Genomic DNA, 17360 nt, shown 5'->3' on the forward strand with positions numbered 1-17360 from the left:
GCGCACGTGCCGGTCGGCGTCGCCGACGGGGACGGAGACGGAGACAGAGAGGGAGACGGGGAGGGAGACGGGGAACGCGTCGGCGACGCGCTGGGCGACTGCGTCGGGGAGGGGCTGGGCGTGCCCGGGCTGCCGGTGCAGGCCACACCGTTCAGAGAGAACGAGGTGGGCACCGGGGTGGAGCCGTTCGAGGAACCGTTGAACCCGAAGTTGACGCTGCCTCCGGAGGGAATGGAGGCGTTGTAGGAGACGTTGGAGGCGGTCACCGACGCGCCCGACTGGGTGTGGGTGGCGTTCCAGATCTGCGTGATCTGCTCGCCGGCGCCGAACGACCAGGTCAGCCGCCAGCCGTCGACCGCGTCACCGAGGTTGTTGATGGTGACGCTGGCGTTGAAGCCGCCCGGCCAGCTCGAACTGACGGTGTAGTCGACCCGGCAGGCGACGGCGGCCTGGGCGGGCTGTGTGGCCACCAGGCCGCCGGCTCCGGCCAGCAGCACCGGGATGGAGCCGATCACGAGGCCGCGGCGCGAGGCCCGCCGGGGCGGCGCCGCGGTCGTGCCGGCGGAGGGGCGCGGTGACCGCGCTCGCCAGGGCAGACGCATCTGTGTTCTCCTCATCATCATGTCCGGCCGCCGTCAGGGGCTGTGCGGGTAGCGGTCGGGGTGGCCGCGGTGCCGTTCGCGGTGAACCCGAAAGTCGTGGAGCCGCCGACGGCGACGGAGCCGTTGCAGGAAAAGCGGACACGCGGGGTCACCCGCGCGATCGACGCCGCGCTCCGTGATCGGGGAACGCACACCACCAGGGCGTCGCGAACGGCGGTCCTCACCGCGCACCACCACATGGCAGGAGGAGGCCGCCTCTGGGACAGAGTTTGGGAAACCACGCCGAAATGTGTCAAGACCCGCAAGAAAGTTTCAGAGCCGTCGCGGCGGAGACCCTCGATAACGCCTGGTGAGCCGCACGCCCGTCCGCCGCCCCTCAGGGGTGCGAGGCGCGACCCTTGACATCGCCTCTTGGTCTTGTATTGGCTCCGACCTGTCACCACGGCCATCTGACAGAGAAGGAATCGCGCCAGGAAAATTGTTAGCGCTAACAGCCGACCCGTGGCCACCACCCGGCGGCATGGTGCGGGCGGTCCGGCGGACAGACACCACGTCCCTGGAGCCGCTCTCTCTCACCGATGAGGAGGTTCACGACGCCAAAGACGAACGTTACGGACGGTCGCCTTCGTCGCGTCGATCATCACCAGCGCAGCCGCGGGCCGTCCGGTGCCCGCGCGCGGACAACGTGCCTGATATCCGGCCCCACGCCGGCGGCGTACGGTCGTACGGTCGCGGGGCGCGTCCGCGCATGGCCCGCGGAGCCGGTCGCGCTCCCTACCACGTCCTCGCGCCGGTTCGGTCCTTGCCGCGGACCGCGAGGCGCGCCACAAGCACAGTGACGAGGGCGTTGCCGGTTACGCGGAGGGCCGGGGCCCCGCGGCGCGGCGGAGCCGGTTGGCGATCGCCAGTCCCAGCCCCTCCTCCACCGGCAAGGACGCGACGATGAGGTCGCACCCCCGCTGGTCGAGCTCGCGCAGGAACCCGTACAGCCCGCGCGCGTAGGCGGCCATCGAACCGGGGACCGCCACCACGGCGTGCGCCTTCACCGGAGCGTCGGCGAAGGCGGGAGGAAGAAGGACACCCACCCGGTGCCCGAGCTCCTGCGCGAACTCCGCTTCGGCGACGACCTTCTCGGGCTCGACGAGGACGACCCGCGCACGCGGCGCGTAGTGCGACGGATGCTGGCCCGGCACCCGAATGCGGCTCGTCGCGGGGACCGCAAGCGGGAATCCCAACACCGCTTCGAGGTCCTCGCGGGTCACCCCACCGGGCCGAAGGACGCTCGGGGTGTCGCCCGTGGCGTCCACGATGGTCGACTCGACGCCGACCTCGCAGGGGCCGCCGTCCAGCACGAAGTCGACGGCGTCACCGAGCTCCGTACGGACGTGGTTCGCCGTCGTGGGGCTGACCGAGCCGAAGCGGTTGGCGGACGGGGCCGCGACGCCTCCGCCGAAGGCCGACAGCAGCGCGAGCGCGACGGGGTGATCGGGCACCCGTACGGCCACCGTCTCCAGGCCACCGGTCGTTTCGAGGGGCACGCGGGGACCGCGTCGCAGGACCAGCGTGAGCGGCCCCGGCCAGAACCGTTCGGCCAGCAGGCGCGCCGTCTCGGGCACGTCCTCGACCCAGTCGCCGAGGTGCTGCGCGCCGGCGATGTGGACGATCAGGGGGTGGGAGGGCGGGCGCCCCTTGACCTGGAAGACGCGTGCGACGGCGGCGGGGTTCTCGGCGTCGGCGCCCAGACCGTAGACGGTTTCGGTCGGGAAGGCCACGAGGCCTCCGGCGCGCAGCACGCCGGCCGCGTTCTCGATGTCACTGGTTCTTGCCGTCACCCTCGCAATCCTCTCACTGTTCCGCTCTCCGCATGTCGGGGTGTCGTCGGCGGCCGAGCAGGGCCGCAGGCGCCGTATGAGCGCCCGGCGCACGAAATCCGTCACAGCTTAGAACCGTGTACGCGGTGGTGGCGCGCCAGACCATGTAGCCGGGCGTGGGCGGTGAGCGGCACGGCCGCCCTCCTCGCGCAATACGCACCCCGAAATGCGTGCCGTACGCACTTCCGCTGATGTCAGGGACGTGAGCGATCGCGAGAATCGTCGTCATCGCGGTGATATGCGCCGATTTCCAGGAGCACCTCAGGCAGCCGTGCGCGGGGAGACGAATGAGATACGAATTGCTCGGGCCACTACGCGTGGTGGACGAGGAGACGCACACGATCAGCGCGCCCAAGGTCGAGACGCTGCTGGCCGCGCTGCTGATCCGGGCGAACCAGCCGGTGTCGACCGACGAGCTGCTCGACGAGCTGTGGGGCAACGAGCCCCCGAAGCGCGCTCGCGCCGCCCTGCACGTGTACATCTCGCATCTGCGCAAGAACTACGTACAGCCCGCGGTGGACGGGGCCGCCATCCGGACGCACGCCCAGGGCTACCTGCTGGAGACGGACCGCGCGTCGGTTGACGTGTTCCGTCTGCAGTGTCTGCACGCCGCGGGCCGGGACGAGGCGGACCGCGACCCGGAGCGGGCGCTGGAGTCCTTCGCCGCCGCCGCTGCCCTGTTCCGCGGGCCCGTGCTCGCCGGGATCGACAACGGGCTCATCGTCGGAACGTTCGCCCGCTGGGCCGAGGAGGTCCGGCTGGAGTGCCTGGAGGCGATCGCGATGTGCTCGCTGCGGCTCGGGCGGCACCGCGAGGTGATCGGCGACCTGTCGCGGTGGGTCGAGCAGTACCCGTTGAACGAGAACCTGCGCGAGCAGCTCATGCTGGCGCTCTACCGCTCCGGGCGGCGGGCCGAGGCTCTGGAGGTCTTCCAGTCGGCCCGGCAGGTGCTGCGGGAGGAGCTGGGGCTCGACCCCCGCGTGACCATGCGCCGGCTCCAGTTCGCGATCCTCTCCGCCGACGCGGATCTCGCCATCGCCGGATGAACGTGGTCCACGGCACGGATACGACGCGGAGAAACGACACGAGGGGCGAGCCGGCTGCGGACGGCTCGCCCCTCGCCATGGGGCGCGGGAGGGACGGCCCCTTCAGCCCCCGGCGGCGGGTGTGGCCCCCCGCGCGCCGGGGCGATACCAGAAGACCAGCGCGACAAGCAGGGCGATCACCAGGGCGCCGCAGGCCCAGAGGAACACCGACGAGATGGTCCCGGCGAGACCACCCGTGCCCTGCGAGAGCGGGATCAGCATCGCGGCCAGGCCGAGCGAGCCGCCGATCGTGAGCGCCGTCTGCAGCACCCCCGCGGCGACCCCGGCGTACTCCTGCGGCGCGGTGGTCAGGACGATCATGTTGAAGGGGATGATCGCCACGCCGACGCCGAGCCCCATGACGATGAGGGCGGGGAGCACGCCGCCGGCGTAGGTGCTGCCGCCGTCGAGGCGGGTCAGCCAGGCCACCCCGGCCAGCACCACGAGCAGGCCGACGACGGCACGCGTCTTGAGACCGATCGTGGCGATGTACTTGGTGAGGATCTGGGTGCTGACGAGCAGCGCCAGGCCGAAGGGCAGGATGGCCAGGCCGCTCTGCAGCGCGTTGAGGTGCAGCACGCCCTGGAGGTACTGGACCAGGTAGATCAGGAAGCTCGTGAGCACGGCCGCGAGCAGCAGCAGGGCGAGGAAGGCGCCGGCCCGCTCGCGGCCGGAGAAGAGGGCCAGGGGCAGCAGCGGCTCGGCGGCCCGCCGGTCCACCAGCAGGAGAACCACGGCCAGCACGACCGCGGCGCCGAGGGCGGTCAGCGTCCAGCGGTCGCCCCAGCCCTTCTCCGCGGCGTGGACGAGGCCGTACACGGCGGCGGCGAGGGTGGCGGTGCTGAGCAGCGCGCTCGGCAGGCCGAGCGGGCGGGACCGGGTCGCCTCGTCCCGCAGGCCGAGGGCCCGGGCGGCGACCGCTATGATGACCAGGCCGATGGGTACGTTCACCAGCAGGCTCCAGCGCCAGTCCCCCGCCCACGTGAGCACGCCGCCGAGGACCATGCCGGCGGAGGCGCCGAGTCCGGTCACCGTGGAGTAGAGGCCGAAGGCCCGCTGCTGCCGTTCCCCCTGGAAGACGATCGCCAGCAGCGCCAGCCCGGTGGGACCGGCGATCGCCGCGCCGGCGCCCTGCAGGACCCGGCCCGCGAGCAGCACCTCCACGTTCGGCGCGAGACCGGCGACCAGCGACGCCACCACGACCAGCCCGATCCCGGAGAGGAAGACCTTGCGGTGCCCGAGCACGTCGCCGAGGCGGCCGGCGAACAGCAGGAGGCCGCCGAAGGCGAGGAAGAAGCCGTTCGGCACCCACGATCCCCCGGCCACCGACAGGTGGAGGTCGGACTGGAGGGTCGGGAGCGCGACGTTCACGATCGTGCCGTCGAGCTGGAGCATGAACTCCGCCCCGACGATCGCCGCGAGCACGAGGGCCCAGGCGCGGTCGGCCCGCGGCACGCCGGCCGAGACGTCGCCGGAGACGCTTTCGGTGGTCATGGAACCTCCACGGTCCGCTGACAGGGGGAATCAGGGTGAGGCGACCTCAGGTTAGTGGGCGCATTTATACTGAGGTCGTCTCAGGTTAAGTGAGAGGATTTAACCTGAGGCGACCTCAGGATGTCAAGCGGGAGGTACCGGTGGACGGCAAGCCCTACATCGCCCAGCGCCCCAAGCGGGCCGACGGCCGGCGCAACTACGACGCGATCCTGGCCGCGGCCCGCAAGGCGTTCGAGAGCGCCGGGGCCGACGCCTCCCTGGAGGACATCGCGAGCCAGGCCGGCGTGGCGATCGGCACGCTGTACCGGCACTTCCCCACGCGGGCCTCGCTCGTGGAGGCCGCGACCCGGGACGGCTTGGAGAACCTGGTCGCCCACGCGGAGCGGCTGACCGCCGGGCCCGACCCGCTCGGCGCGCTGGTCGCCTGGATGCGTGAGGCGGTGGTCCACTTCAGCACCTTCCGCGGCCTGGTGGGCATCCTCGCGCAGAGCATGTACGACGAGGGCACGCCCTCCCACACGATGTGCAGCGCGATGCACCGCAGCGGCGCGGACCTGCTGCGCGCCGCCCAGGCGGCCGGCAGGGTGCGGCCCGACCTGACCCCCGACGAGCTGTTCGACCTCCTCAGCGGCGCCGCCTGGGTGCGCGAGCAGGCGACCCCCGACCGGGACGGCAGCGCCCGCTTCCTGGAACTGGTGCTGGAGGGCATCACCACACGGGACTGACTCTCCGCACAATCGCACCAGCCCTTCGTGAGACGTACGTCACAAAACCAACTAAGCAGCTAGGTAATGTAGAGTAAAAGGACATCCCGTCCCGCACAGCCGGATCGACGAAGACCGGCGCCCGAACCTCCGCCCTCTGCTCCCACGGGAAGTTTCGGCCCAGATGCGAGAAAGGAGCGCAATTAGGGCCGTAAAGCTCTTTTCGGTCACCAAATGCCTGGGGTCGTCACAGAAGATGAGCGTGTACGAAGACAGACTGACCGACACCGCGTCGACCAGGGTGGTGCGCACGGCCGAGTTCGACCTGCTGCGGTCCCTGACCCAGGAGCCCGGCTCCGAGGGGCGTCTCATCGCCGTCCTCGGGGAGCCGGGGTCCGGCAAGACCCACCTGTTGTCGGCGCTCGTCCGGGAGCGGCAGTGGACCGCCCTGCCCGCCACCGTCTACCGATGCTCCTCGGGCGACCGGGAGCGGGCGATGAACGCCGTCAGGAAGCTGCTGTGGCGGGCGCGCCGGGCCGGCGAACGCGAGGAGGGCGACCGGCCCGTGATCGGCCTCGCCCGCCGGCGCCACCGGCCCGACCGCGAGCTCGTGGTCATCGAGGACGCCCACCTCGCCGACGACCAGACGATCGGCGAGCTGGTGGGCATCGCCGGGGGCGACCCCGCGCCGCTGGTCGACGTGATCGTCTCGCTGCGCCCCCGCCAGACCCCCGACCGCCTGGCCGAGGCGGTGTCCGTCACCGCGGCCTTCGGACGCACCGTGCGGATCGAACTGGGGCCGCTCGACGACGAGCAGATGCTCGCCATGTCGCCCGTCCCCGCGCCGTACGAGCTTCGCCACCGCAGCGGCGGCAACCCGTTCAACCTCCGGGCACTGCAGGCGCTGGAGCACAGCGCCCGCTCGGGCGGCGACGGCGCGCTCGCGCCGTACGAGTTCGCCGTGATGAGCGAGGTGCGCGACCTGGCGCTCGCCGAGCGGTACGCGCTGCACGCCGCGGCGATCCTGCGCTCGCGGTTCGACGCGGACCTGCTCGCCGAGGTCGCCGAACTCGACCCGCTGGTGGCCTCCGCCGCGCTGCGCCGCCTCGTCCGCCGGGACCTGGTGCGGGTGGAGCCCATCGGGACGCTCTTCTCGATCAGGGACGAGGTATTCGGCACGCTGCTGCGCCAGATGATCGACCCCTGCTGGGCCGCGCAGGCCCACCAGCGGGCGCTGCACCGGCTGTCCGCCCGCGGGCAGGCCGGCACCCAGATCGGCTTCCACCTGGTCAGCTCCCTGTCGCGGGCCCGGGCGAGCGAGCTGGCGCAGATCGTGGACGCGTCCCAGGAGATCATGGAGACCGACGTCAGCGAGTGCGTCTCCTGGCTCACGCCGGTGCTCGGCGAGGCGCCTGCCTCGACCGAGATCGGAGCGCGGGCCCGGCTGGCGCTCAGCACGGCCTTCGGCCGCCTGGGACGGATGGCCGAGAGCCGCGACCTGCTGTTCGTGGTGCACGAGTCGGGCGCGGCCGTGGACCCGGCGGCGCTGGCGGAGCAGGTCGCGTTCGTCTCGGTGGTCGAGGGCGTGCTCAGTCAGGACGTGCAGACGCTCGACCTGCTCGGCGACCTCCTCAGGCGGCCCGACCTGCGCGACTCCCCCGTCTGGCCGCGGCTGGTCCTGGCGCGCGGCTTCCGCGTGTCGATGCTGGGCCGTACGGCCGGCCGGGCCGAGACGGAGCCCGCGCTGCGCGCGGCGCGGGCCGCCGGCGACGACCCGGTCGCCGCGGGGCTGCTCGGGCTCGGCGCGCTGGCGTCGGTCGCCGCCGGAGACGTGGAGCGGGCCCTGGCCGAGGCCGACGCCGCCGCCGAGTCGCTGGACCGCACCCCCGAGCACCTGATGGCGCGCCACATCGAGTGCCTGCTGCTCGCCGGGCTCGCCTACATCTACCTCGGCCGCAACGCCGACGCCCAGCGGCAGGTCGGGCGAGGCGTGGAGATCGCCCGGCGGCGCCAGCGGCCGTTCCTGCTGCCGACGCTCCTGGTGCTGCTCAGCGAGGCCGAGCGCCACCTCGGCCGGCTCAGGCAGGCCAGGGACGCGGCCGACGCGGCCATCGTCGAGTCCGATGCGGGCAACCCGCTGCGGCACGCCCAGGCGGTCGCGCTGAAGTCCGCCGCCGAAGTGTGGATGCAGCCCCCGGGCAGCGGGCGGGCCAAGTCGCTCGCCCAGCAGGCGCTGGCGCAGCAGGCGCTGACCGGCGCGCACGTGAACGGCAGCGCCTCGATCGCGGCGCTGACGCTGGCCAAGTGCGCCTGGCTGGACGGCGACCCGGCCCACTGCGTCACGCTCCTGCTCAACGAGGGCCGGGGCGCCGACATGCGGGTGATCCCTTCGGGCAGCCGCCTCACGATCTGGGAGACGCTCTGCGCCGCCGGGATGGACGCGGGCATGCCCCTGGACGACTGGGCGCGCCGGGCCCAGGAGCACGCCCAGGCCGTGCCCGTGCCCCCCAACCTGGCGTACGCCGCCATGACCCGCGGCCACCTGCTGCGCGTGCAGGGGTCGCCGGGCGAGGCGGTGCGGTGCTACCGCGAGGCGGCCGACCTGTTCGCCTCGGTCGGCATGCCGGTGGAGCAGAGCTACGCCCTGGGGCAGGCGGCGCGGGCGCTCGGCGAGCAGGGCCGCGCCGAGCAGGCGGCCCACACGGTACGGCTCGCCGCCGAGATCGCGCGGCGGTCGGAGGCGGTGACCCTGCTCGACTGGCTGGGCCGGCGGACCGGCGGGCCGCCCGCGGCCGTCGCCCCGCACTCCGGGGCGCGGCAGGAGGTGTTCGGGCGACTGGAGGTGTTCGGCCGCCTGACCCACCGGGAACGCGAAATCGCGTTGCTCATCTGTTCGGGAATGAAACGGCGGGACATCGCCGACCGGCTCACGATAAGCATGCGAACGGTCGACGTCCACCTGACCCGCATTTACCGCAAGACCGGGGTCAGCTCGCGCATGGAACTCGCGCTGGCGATTCAGCGGAAGACGGCCGGGCAGGAATACGCGGCCCGCTTTTAGGGTCGCTTGAGCGCCTCCTTTTAGTGTCGGAACACGTTGTTTCCGCCCCGGGAGGCGAATATGGATCTGCGCGCGCTGTCCGACCGGATCGCGCCGGTGCACGAAGCGGTGAGCTCCTTCCTGCTGCCGTTCCTGGCCGCGCCGCCGGAGACCACCTCCGACCGGGTGGGGGCCCTCGCCCGGCCCGGCCGGTCGCTCATCCTGCGCGACCTCACCGAGAAGGTGGTGGAGTACCGCTCCAACAACGCCGACCCCACCGGGACGACCCCGACCGAGAAGGACTTCGCAACGGTCAGACTGGAGATCTTCGGCCCGGACGGCGAACCGCTCGGCGAGACGACCGGCGCGGGCCGCATGCTCTACAAGCAGGAGCACGACGGCCACTTCATCGCGTACTTCGGCGAGGAGATCCGGCTGCGGGACGGCAACGTCATCCGCTCCGGCGGCCTGGTGGACGACGCGCGGCTGACGGCGGGCGAGGCCGCGCACTTCCCGGCCGTCGTCGTCGCCGGGCCGCTGCGCGGGGCCGTCGGCGTCCGCTGGTTCCGCCCGCTGGTCAAGGAAGCCCACGACGCGTACGAGTCCGCGATCGTGGTCTACCGGTAGCGGAGGGACGCCATGACTCTGACCCGGCTGCCCGCCCGCAGAATCGGCTCCCTGACGGTCGGCGCCCAGGGGCTCGGCTGTCTCGGCATGTCCGAGTTCTACGGTCCGGTCTCGGAGGCCGAGGCGATCGCGACCATCCGGCGCGCCCTCGACCTCGGCGCCACCCTGCTCGACACCGCCGACGTGTACGGCCACGGCGCCAACGAGGAACTGGTCGGCCGCGCCGTCGCCGGGCGCCGCGAGTCGGCGGTGGTGGCGACCAAGTTCGGCGTCGTGCGCCCCGGCCCCGGCGTCGGCTCGGGGGTTCGGGGGGACGCGCCGTACGTGCGGCGGGCGTGCGACGACTCCCTGCGGCGGCTCGGCCTCGACCACGTCGACCTGCTCTACCTGACCCGGATCGACACCGAGGTCGGCGTCGAGGAGACGGTCGGCGCGATGGCGGAACTCGTGGCCGCGGGGAAGGTGCGCGAGATCGGGCTGTGCGAGGCGGCGCCGGAGACCATCAGGCGCGCCGCCGCCGTGGCCCCGATCGCCGCGCTGCAGACGGAGTGGTCGCTGTGGTCCAGGGACATCGAGCGGCGCGTGCTCCCCGTGTGCCGTGAACTCGGGATCGCCGTGGTGCCGTACGCGCCGCTCGGCCGGGGCTTCCTCACCGGCACCGTACGCTCCCGGGACCGGTTGGACGACGGCGACTTCCGGAGCTTCGGCCTGCCCCGGTTCTCGGCGGAGAACCTCCCCCGCAACCTGCCACTCGCCGACCGCCTGGGCAAGCTCGCCGAGGAGTTGCGGATCACCCCGGCCCAGCTTGCGCTGGCCTGGCTGCACCACCAGGGCGAGGACGTCGTCCCGATCCCCGGCGCGAAGCGGCGGGCCCATCTGGAGGAGAACGTCGACGCGGTGTTCCTGAGCCTGTCCCGGGCCGACCTGGCGGCGGTCGAGGCCGCCGTGCCGGCGGACGAGGTGCACGGAACCCGTTGGAACGAGCAGAGCATGCGTTTCGTCGATCTCTGACGCGTGCCGCGTCACCGGGCGGAATCGGGGGCGCGCACGCGGCGGAGATCGCCGCAGGCTCGCCGAGCCCGGCGAGCCGGAGGAGCGGAGCCGCGGGAGGGGCGGCGCCGCGGGAGGTCGTCCCGCGGCGCCGCCCCTCGCCCGTCAGTCCGCGGGCGCGGTTTCCGGGGCGGCCGCGTCGGACGAGGCCGCCACGGCGGCGGTGCGGAGGATGGCGATGGCGCGGGACGGGCACAGGTCCTCCGCCACCTCCACCTCCCGGCGCCGCTCCTCCCCCGGCTCCGCGTCCAGCACCACCACCAGCCCGTCCTCGCCGTGGTCGAAGACGTCCGGCGCGCTGATCGCGCAGTGCCCGGCGGCCATGCAGCGGCTCCGGTCGGCGGTCACCTTCATCGCTTCTCCTCTCCCGCCCCTGCCGGGGCTCACCACTCGATCGGCAGGGTGTGGACGCCCTGCATCGTGCCGCCGCTGCGCGTGGGCAGCGCCTCCAGCGGGACGCCGAGCCGCAGGTCCGGGATCCCCTCGAACAGGACGGAGAAGGCGACCTCCAGCTCCATGCGGGCGAGGTTCTGCCCGAGGCACTGGTGGATGCCGAACCCGAACGTCAGGTGCTGGCGGCCCGACGCGGCGTTCCCGCCGCGGGTGCGGTGGACGTCGAACTCGTACGGCCGGGGGAAGACGGCGGGGTCGCGGTTGGTCATCGAGGACGAGACCAGGACGCCGTCCCCTGCCCTGATCACCTCTCCGTCGATCTCGATGTCCTCGGTCGCCACCCGGACGCCGGAGACGTCGGTGATGGAGACCAGGCGCAGCAGTTCGTCGACGGCGGCGGGCAGGACGCCCGGGTCCGCGCGGAGCGCGGCGAGCTGCTCGGGGTGCTCCAGCAGCGTGACGACGCCCAGCGCGATCATCTGGGAGGTCGTGTCGTGCCCGCCGATGAGCAGCGCGAGCGCGATGCGCAGCAGGTCCTCGCGGGTCAGGTCGCCGTCCTCGTCGACCTCGCCCGCGAGCCGGCTCAGCACGCCGGCGCCGCCGGGCTCGCGCTCCTTGCGCGTGATCAGGCCGTCGAGGTAGTCCCACAGCTCCCGGCCCGCCCTCTCGGCGTCCTCGGCCGACTTGGCCTGCAGCAGCCCCACCGTCTTCGCCTCGAAGAACTCGTGGTCGTCGTACGGCACGCCGAGCAGCTCGGAGATCACCATCGAGGGGATGGGCAGCGCGTACGCCTCGACGAGGTCCACCGGCGGCCCCGCCCTGAGCATGTCCGCCACCAGCCGCCTGGCGAGGTCCTCCACGTGCGGGCGCATGGCGCGCACCTGCTTCAGGCTGAAGTCCGGGGCGAGCAGCCGGCGGTGCACGTCGTGGACGGGCGGGTCGAACCCGATGATCGCGATGGGCTTGAAGATGGGCGCGTCCAGCCGGGGCAGGACGGCGGGGAAGTCGTCGCGGGACCGGTCGGCCGACATGCGCGGGTCGGCGAGCAGCCGGCGGGCCTGGCTGTGGCCGGTGACCATCCAGATCCACCTGCCGTCCCAGAGCCGGACCCGGTGGAGCGGCCCCTGCCGCCCCAGGTCCTGGTAGCCCGGGGACGGCTGCCAGGGGCAGGCCCGGTCCTGCGGGTAGGCGAACAGGTCCTCGTTCGCGGTGGTCGTCGGAGCGTTCACGTGGGGGTACCTCGGTTCCTTCCGTGTCGAAGCCGGTCTCGAAGTGGTGAGGGTGCGTCCCGGTCAGGCGGTGGGCTCGGGCGAGCGGGCTCCCGGCAGCGGCGCGGCCCCGTGCCCGCCGACGGGCCTCGCGCCGGCCCAGGCCCGCATCGCCGGCTCCTCGACGAACCGCGTCAGCCCCCAGGCCAGCAGCGTCGTGACCCCGAACAGGGCCGTGACGAGGAACAGGGCGGACGGCGCGTCCCACGTCCGGCCGGCCCCGAGGGCGACGTGGGAGTACGTCAGGACCAGGTAGTGGACCAGGTAGGAGGCGTACGAGATGCCGCCGAGCCAGACCAGCGGGCGGGAGCGGAACGGGCTGAAGCGCCGCCGGTGGTCGGCGACGGCGACCGCGGTGATGAGCAGGGCGATCGGCAGCGCGACGGGCGCGGTGAGCCCGTAGACGGTCGGCCACAGGAACATCTGCAGGCCGAAGGCGGCGGCGAGGATCGCCAGCGCGGGCGCCCAGCCCAGCCGGATCCACCGGCCGGTGACCACGATCCTGGCCAGCAGGATGCCGAGGACGAAGTCCAGCGCCCGGGTCGGCGGGAACGACACGAGGAACCAGTTCTGGGTGAGCGACATCTCCTGGCCGGGCAGCTTCGGCGTCCCCGGCAGGACCGCGAGGGCGATCGCGGGCAGCACGGCGATCACCACGGCCACCGCGCCGGCCGCCGGCCACAGCCGCGCGGCCGGGATCCGCCGGACCAGCCGGTACAGGAACGGGAACGCCAGGTAGAACAGCACGTCGCAGGCGAGCGACCAGGTGACCACGTTGATCGAGAGGATGAAGTCGGCCCGGGGCAGCCAGGTGTGCACGAGCAGCAGGCTCGGCAGCGCCGTCAGGAGGTCGACGGACTGGCCGGCCCAGAGGGCGAGCCCGAGCGCGGCGAGCCAGGTGACGACGTGGTTGGGGTAGACCTTGACGAGCCGCCGCCGCCACAGGCGGGCGCGCGGCTCGCCCTCCCGGACCGACCAGGTCAGCACGAACCCGCTCAGCACGAAGAAGAACTCCACGCCGAGCCAGCCGGAAGTGAAGGCGTAGGTCTGGAGCGAGGCCGCGACGTCCTGGTGGAAGTAACCCAGCACGCAGGCGTGGCAGACGAACACGAGGAACGCCGCGACGAATCTCATTCCGGTCAGCGAGGGGAGAGGAGAGGCTTCCTGTGCCGTTTCTGTCATTTACGTCCGCCTGTTTCGGTTGTGCGTGAGCCATGGACCCCGGTGGGGCCCGGCGGATGGGGATCAGCCCTCGGAGGGGCCGTCGCCGATCCGGATCGCCCGCGACGGGCAGAGGTAGGCCGCCTTGCGGACCCGGTCCTCCAGCTCCGGCGCGACCTGCGGGGTGAGGACCACGACCAGGCCGTCCTCGTTCTGGTCGAAGACCTCGGATGTGGCGGCCATGCAGCGGCCGCCGCTGATGCAGCGCTCCTGGTCGGCCGACACCCACACGGCCGTCACCACGCGACCGGGAGTTGGAGCACCCGCTGCACGGTCCCCGCGCCGAGGATGGGCAGCTCGCCGACCGGGGCGGCCAGCCGGATCCCGGGTATCCGGGTGAACAGCTCCTTGAACGCGACCTCCAGCTCCAGCCGGGCGAGGTTCTGGCCGAGGCACTGGTGGATGCCGAAGCCGAACGTGAGATGGTGGCTGTCCTCGCGCAGGACGTCGAGCTCGTCGGCGCGCTCGTGCACGGCCGCGTCGCGGTTGGCCAGCGTCCCGGAGACGAGCACGCCCTCCCCCGCACGGATGAGGTGGCCGGCGATCTCGATGTCGCCCTTCGCGACCCGCGTGGCGACGAGGTCGGTGGTGGCGATGTAGCGCAGCAGCTCCTCGACCGCGCCCGGGAGCCGGTCGGGGTCCTCGCGCAGCAGCGCGAGCTGCTCGGGGTGCTCCAGCAGCGTGATGACGCCCAGCGCCAGCGAGGAGGAGGTGGTCTCGTGCGCGGCGATGAGCAGCACCAGCGCGATCGACACCAGCTCGTCGTGGCCGATGTCGCCGGTGACGACGCGCTCGCGGACCAGCGTGCCGAGCAGCCCGTCGGACGGGTCCTTGATCTGCTCGGCCACCAGCCGGTCGATGTAGTCGAACAGGTCCTGCGCCGCCGTCGCCGACTCCTCCTCGGTGCCGAGCATCACCTTGCCGCTGGCGTCCTGGAAGAAGTCGTGGTCCTCGTACGGCACGCCGAGGTGTCGGCAGATGACCAGGGACGGCAGCGGCACCGCGAGCAGCGGCACCAGGTCGGCCGGCGGGCCGTGCTCGACGATCCGGTCGACGAATCCCGCGACGATCCGCTCGATCTCCGGCCGCATCCGGCGGACCGACTTGAGGCTGAAGTGGGGGTTGAGGTAGCGGCGGTAGACGTCGTGGACGGGCGGGTCCATCGCGATGAGGGCAAGCGTGCGGGCGATCTGCGAGCGGAACCGGGGCGCCACGATGGGGAACCCGGGATGGGTGCGCTGCGAGGACAGGTTCGGGTGGGTGAGGATCTCCCGGGACTCCCGGTATCCCGTCACCATCCACGCCTCGCGCCCGTCGAAGAGGGTCACCTTGAGCACCGGTCCCCGCTCTCCGATCTCGCGGTAGCCGGCGGGCGGCTCGTAGGGACAGGTGCGCTTCTGCGGGTACGGCGGAGCTTCCGTCATTTCCCTTTTCCTTCGGCGAGAGAGAGGGACCGGACGTCATTCGTTGCCGGACGACGCCGCGATGTTAAGCAGCCGGGCAATTCAGGAACAAGGCGAATTAAGCGCCGCTTCAGAATGGCTTATGGGCCGGTCACGCCCGCCCTCCCGGAACGCGACGGAAACGGGACGAGAAACGGGGAACCGCGTCGATGAGCGCTTTCGTGTACGGATGCTCGGGATGGTCGAATACCTTTTCCATTTCGCCGCTCTCCACCACCCGGCCGTCTTTCATCACCACCACACGGTGGCTCAGCCGGCGGATGACACCGAGATCGTGCGAGACGAACACGTACGCCACGCCGAGCCGCTCCTGGACGTCCTCCAGCACGTCGAGGACCTGGGCCTGGATGGACGCGTCGAGCGCGGAGACCGGCTCGTCGCAGACGATGACCTGCGGTCCGGGGGCGAGCGCGCGGGCGATGGCGAGGCGCTGCCGCTGCCCCCCGGACAGCTCCCTGGCGCGCCGGCCGAGCACGTCAGGGGCGAGTCCGACGTGCTCCAGCAGCAAAGCCACCCGCCGGTCGCGCTCCTCGCGCGGCGTGCGGTCCGCCCGCAGCGGCTCCTCCAGGATCTGCCGGGCGGTGTAGCGGGGGTCGAAGGACGACAGCGGGTGCTGGTAGATCATCTGCACGCCGCGCCGCGCCGCGCGCCGTTCCGGGCCGCGCAGCCCGTCCCAGGGCCGCCCGTCGAGCAGCACGCGCCCGGCGTCCGGTTCCAGCAGGCCCATGAGCAGCCGGCCGAGGGTGGTCTTGCCCGAGCCGGACTCGCCGACGACGCCGAGGGTCTCCCCGGCCCCGACCGTGACCGACACGTCCTCCACGGCGGTGAACTCGCCCCGTCCCGGCAGGGTGTAGCGCTTGACCAGGCCCTCGGCGCGCAGCACCTCGCGGGCCGTCCCCGCGGCCTCCGGCGCGGAGGGGCTCACGCGTCCCGGCCGAGCCCCGCGCGCGTGCCCGGCGACCGCGCCCACGAGCGTCTTCGTGTGCGGGTGTGACGGCGACTCCAGCACCGCGGCCGCCGGGCCGTCCTCGACGAACCGCCCGTCCTTCATCACGTACACGTGATCGGCGATCTCGGCGACCACGCCGAGGTCGTGGCTGATGAGCAGCACCGCGGTGCCGTCGCCCACGCGCTCGCGCAGCAGCGCGAGCACCTGACGCTGCACGGTGGCGTCCAGGGCCGTCGTCGGCTCGTCGGCGATGAGCAGGTCGGGCCGCGCGGCGAGCGCCGAGGCGATGAGCGCGCGCTGGCGCAGCCCTCCGGAGAGCTGGTGGGGGTACTGCCGCGCACGGCTTTCGGGGGCGGGGATCCCCGCCTCCCCGAGCAGCCGCACGACCTCGGCGTCCACCTGCCGTCCCGGCACGATCCGGTGGGCGCGCAGCGGCTCGGCGACCTCCGCGCCCACGCGGCGCAGCGGGTCGAGCGAGCCCAGCGCGTCCTGCAGGACGAACCCCACCCGGCGCCCGCGCAGCGCCCGCCAGGCCCGTCCCCGCACCTGGCGGAGGTCGGCGCCGTCGAACGCCAGCTCGGCCGCGCCGACCCGCGCGCCCTCCCCCGCGAGTCCGACGAGGCTGCGGGCCGTGACGCTCTTGCCCGAGCCCGACTCGCCGACGATGGCGACGACCTGCCCGCGGTCGACGCGGAACGACACGCCCCGCACCGCCTCCACCACCCCGTGGCGGGTGGGGAAGCGCACCGTGAGGTCCCGTACGGCGACGAGGGGGCCGCCGCCCGCCGGCGTCACGAGAGCCTCCCCTCGACGCGGCGGTTGAGGTGCTGCCCGACGAACGTGACGGCCAGCACCGCGACCGTGATGGCCACCCCGGGGAACACGGCGGGCCACCAGGCGAGCGCGAGGAACTCGCGGCTGTCGGAGAGCATGGCCCCCCACTCGGCCGTCGGCGGCCGCGGGCCGAGGCCCACGAAGCTCAGCGAGGAACTCGCGACGATCATCGCGCCGAGGCTCACGGTGGCGAGCGCCAGGACCGGGCCCGCCGCGTTGGGCAGCACGTGCCGGGCCACCACCTGGGCCCGCGACCAGCCGAACCCGTGGGCGGCCTCGACGTACTGGGCCGAGCGCAGGCGGATCACCTCGCTGCGCGCCACCCGGGCGAAGCCGGGCATGGAGACCACGGCGAGCCCGACGGCTGCGGTGCCGCTCCCCGGACCGAGCACGGCCACGACGAGGAACACCAGCAGCAGGCCGGGGACGGACAGGACCACGTCGAGCGACCGGCTGAGCACCTGGTCGGCGACGCGGCCGAGCTGGGCGGCGGCGACCCCGATCACGACGCCCGCGGCGAGCGCCAGCAGGACCGCGCCGGTCCCGATGAGCAGGGACGGCCGGGCGCCGTACACGATCCGGGCGTACAGGTCGCGGCCGTTCTGGTCGGTGCCGAGCCAGTGCTCGGCGCTCGGCGGGTGCAGCGGGGCGTTCAGGTCCGCCGCGTCCGGGTCGATCCCGGTGAACAGCGACGGCACCGCCGCCATGACGGCCAGCACCACCAGCACGGCCGTCCACGGCCACAGGCTCCTGGGCATC

General features: G+C 72.9%; 15 protein-coding genes. 5 read left to right on the forward strand and 10 right to left on the reverse strand.

What is annotated here, in order from left to right:
* Positions 1–602, reverse strand: a 602-nt coding sequence (locus Msi02_RS39160) for a cellulose-binding domain-containing protein (protein ID WP_204052810.1), incomplete at its 3' end; no start/stop codon positions are given.
* Between the two features lie 854 nt (positions 603–1456).
* Positions 1457–2434, reverse strand: a complete 978-nt coding sequence (locus Msi02_RS39165) for an L-threonylcarbamoyladenylate synthase (RefSeq protein ID WP_239109188.1) — start codon at positions 2432–2434, stop codon at positions 1457–1459.
* 326 nt (positions 2435–2760) lie between these two features.
* On the opposite strand from Msi02_RS39165, the gene Msi02_RS39170 reads away from it, so the two are divergent.
* On the forward strand, positions 2761–3519 hold the full coding sequence (locus Msi02_RS39170; protein WP_204052811.1) for an AfsR/SARP family transcriptional regulator: 759 nt from the start codon (positions 2761–2763) through the stop codon (positions 3517–3519).
* Positions 3520–3621: 102 nt separating this feature from the next.
* Here the strand turns inward: Msi02_RS39170 and Msi02_RS39175 are convergent, their stop codons facing one another.
* Positions 3622–5052, reverse strand: a complete 1431-nt coding sequence (locus Msi02_RS39175; protein ID WP_079317079.1) for an MFS transporter — start codon at positions 5050–5052, stop codon at positions 3622–3624.
* 140 nt (positions 5053–5192) lie between these two features.
* Between Msi02_RS39175 and Msi02_RS39180 the strand changes: the two genes are divergently transcribed.
* The 4 genes from Msi02_RS39180 to Msi02_RS39195 all read left to right on the forward strand — a co-directional run bounded on the left by Msi02_RS39180 (position 5193) and on the right by Msi02_RS39195 (position 10434).
* Positions 5193–5777 (forward strand): TetR/AcrR family transcriptional regulator, encoded by a 585-nt coding sequence (locus Msi02_RS39180; protein WP_079317081.1) that lies wholly within the window; start codon positions 5193–5195, stop codon positions 5775–5777.
* A 241-nt stretch (positions 5778–6018) separates the two neighbouring features.
* Positions 6019–8817 (forward strand): helix-turn-helix transcriptional regulator, encoded by a 2799-nt coding sequence (locus tag Msi02_RS39185; protein ID WP_204052812.1) that lies wholly within the window; start codon positions 6019–6021, stop codon positions 8815–8817.
* Positions 8818–8877: 60 nt separating this feature from the next.
* Positions 8878–9423 (forward strand): allene oxide cyclase barrel-like domain-containing protein, encoded by a 546-nt coding sequence (locus tag Msi02_RS39190; protein WP_193207336.1) that lies wholly within the window; start codon positions 8878–8880, stop codon positions 9421–9423.
* Positions 9424–9435: 12 nt separating this feature from the next.
* Positions 9436–10434, forward strand: a complete 999-nt coding sequence (locus Msi02_RS39195; protein ID WP_204052813.1) for an aldo/keto reductase — start codon at positions 9436–9438, stop codon at positions 10432–10434.
* 144 nt (positions 10435–10578) lie between these two features.
* On the opposite strand, the gene Msi02_RS39200 is transcribed toward Msi02_RS39195, so the two are convergent.
* The 7 genes from Msi02_RS39200 to Msi02_RS39230 form a co-directional block, all read right to left on the reverse strand.
* Positions 10579–10827 (reverse strand): ferredoxin, encoded by a 249-nt coding sequence (locus tag Msi02_RS39200; RefSeq protein WP_204052814.1) that lies wholly within the window; start codon positions 10825–10827, stop codon positions 10579–10581.
* A 29-nt stretch (positions 10828–10856) separates the two neighbouring features.
* Positions 10857–12095 carry a cytochrome P450 gene (locus Msi02_RS39205; RefSeq protein WP_239109190.1) on the reverse strand — a complete coding sequence of 413 codons (1239 nt, stop codon included), beginning with the start codon at positions 12093–12095 and terminating at the stop codon, positions 10857–10859.
* A gap of 63 nt (positions 12096–12158) precedes the next feature.
* Entirely contained in the window at positions 12159–13268 is a 1110-nt protein-coding gene (locus Msi02_RS39210; protein ID WP_204052815.1) for an acyltransferase family protein, read from the reverse strand.
* A gap of 111 nt (positions 13269–13379) precedes the next feature.
* A complete protein-coding gene (locus Msi02_RS39215) occupies positions 13380–13595 on the reverse strand; it encodes a ferredoxin (RefSeq protein WP_239109191.1) in 216 nt (71 codons plus the stop codon).
* Positions 13592–14779 carry a cytochrome P450 gene (locus Msi02_RS39220; RefSeq protein WP_204052816.1) on the reverse strand — a complete coding sequence of 396 codons (1188 nt, stop codon included), beginning with the start codon at positions 14777–14779 and terminating at the stop codon, positions 13592–13594. The genes Msi02_RS39215 and Msi02_RS39220 overlap by 4 nt, the downstream gene beginning before the upstream one ends.
* 130 nt (positions 14780–14909) lie before the next feature.
* Positions 14910–16562 carry a dipeptide ABC transporter ATP-binding protein gene (locus Msi02_RS39225; protein ID WP_204052817.1) on the reverse strand — a complete coding sequence of 551 codons (1653 nt, stop codon included), beginning with the start codon at positions 16560–16562 and terminating at the stop codon, positions 14910–14912.
* On the reverse strand, positions 16559–17359 hold the full coding sequence (locus Msi02_RS39230; protein WP_204052818.1) for an ABC transporter permease: 801 nt from the start codon (positions 17357–17359) through the stop codon (positions 16559–16561). The genes Msi02_RS39225 and Msi02_RS39230 overlap by 4 nt, the downstream gene beginning before the upstream one ends.
* Position 17360 lies beyond the last annotated feature (1 nt).

The sequence above is a fragment of the Microbispora siamensis genome, from assembly GCF_016863095.1.
GTDB lineage: Bacteria > Actinomycetota > Actinomycetes > Streptosporangiales > Streptosporangiaceae > Microbispora > Microbispora siamensis.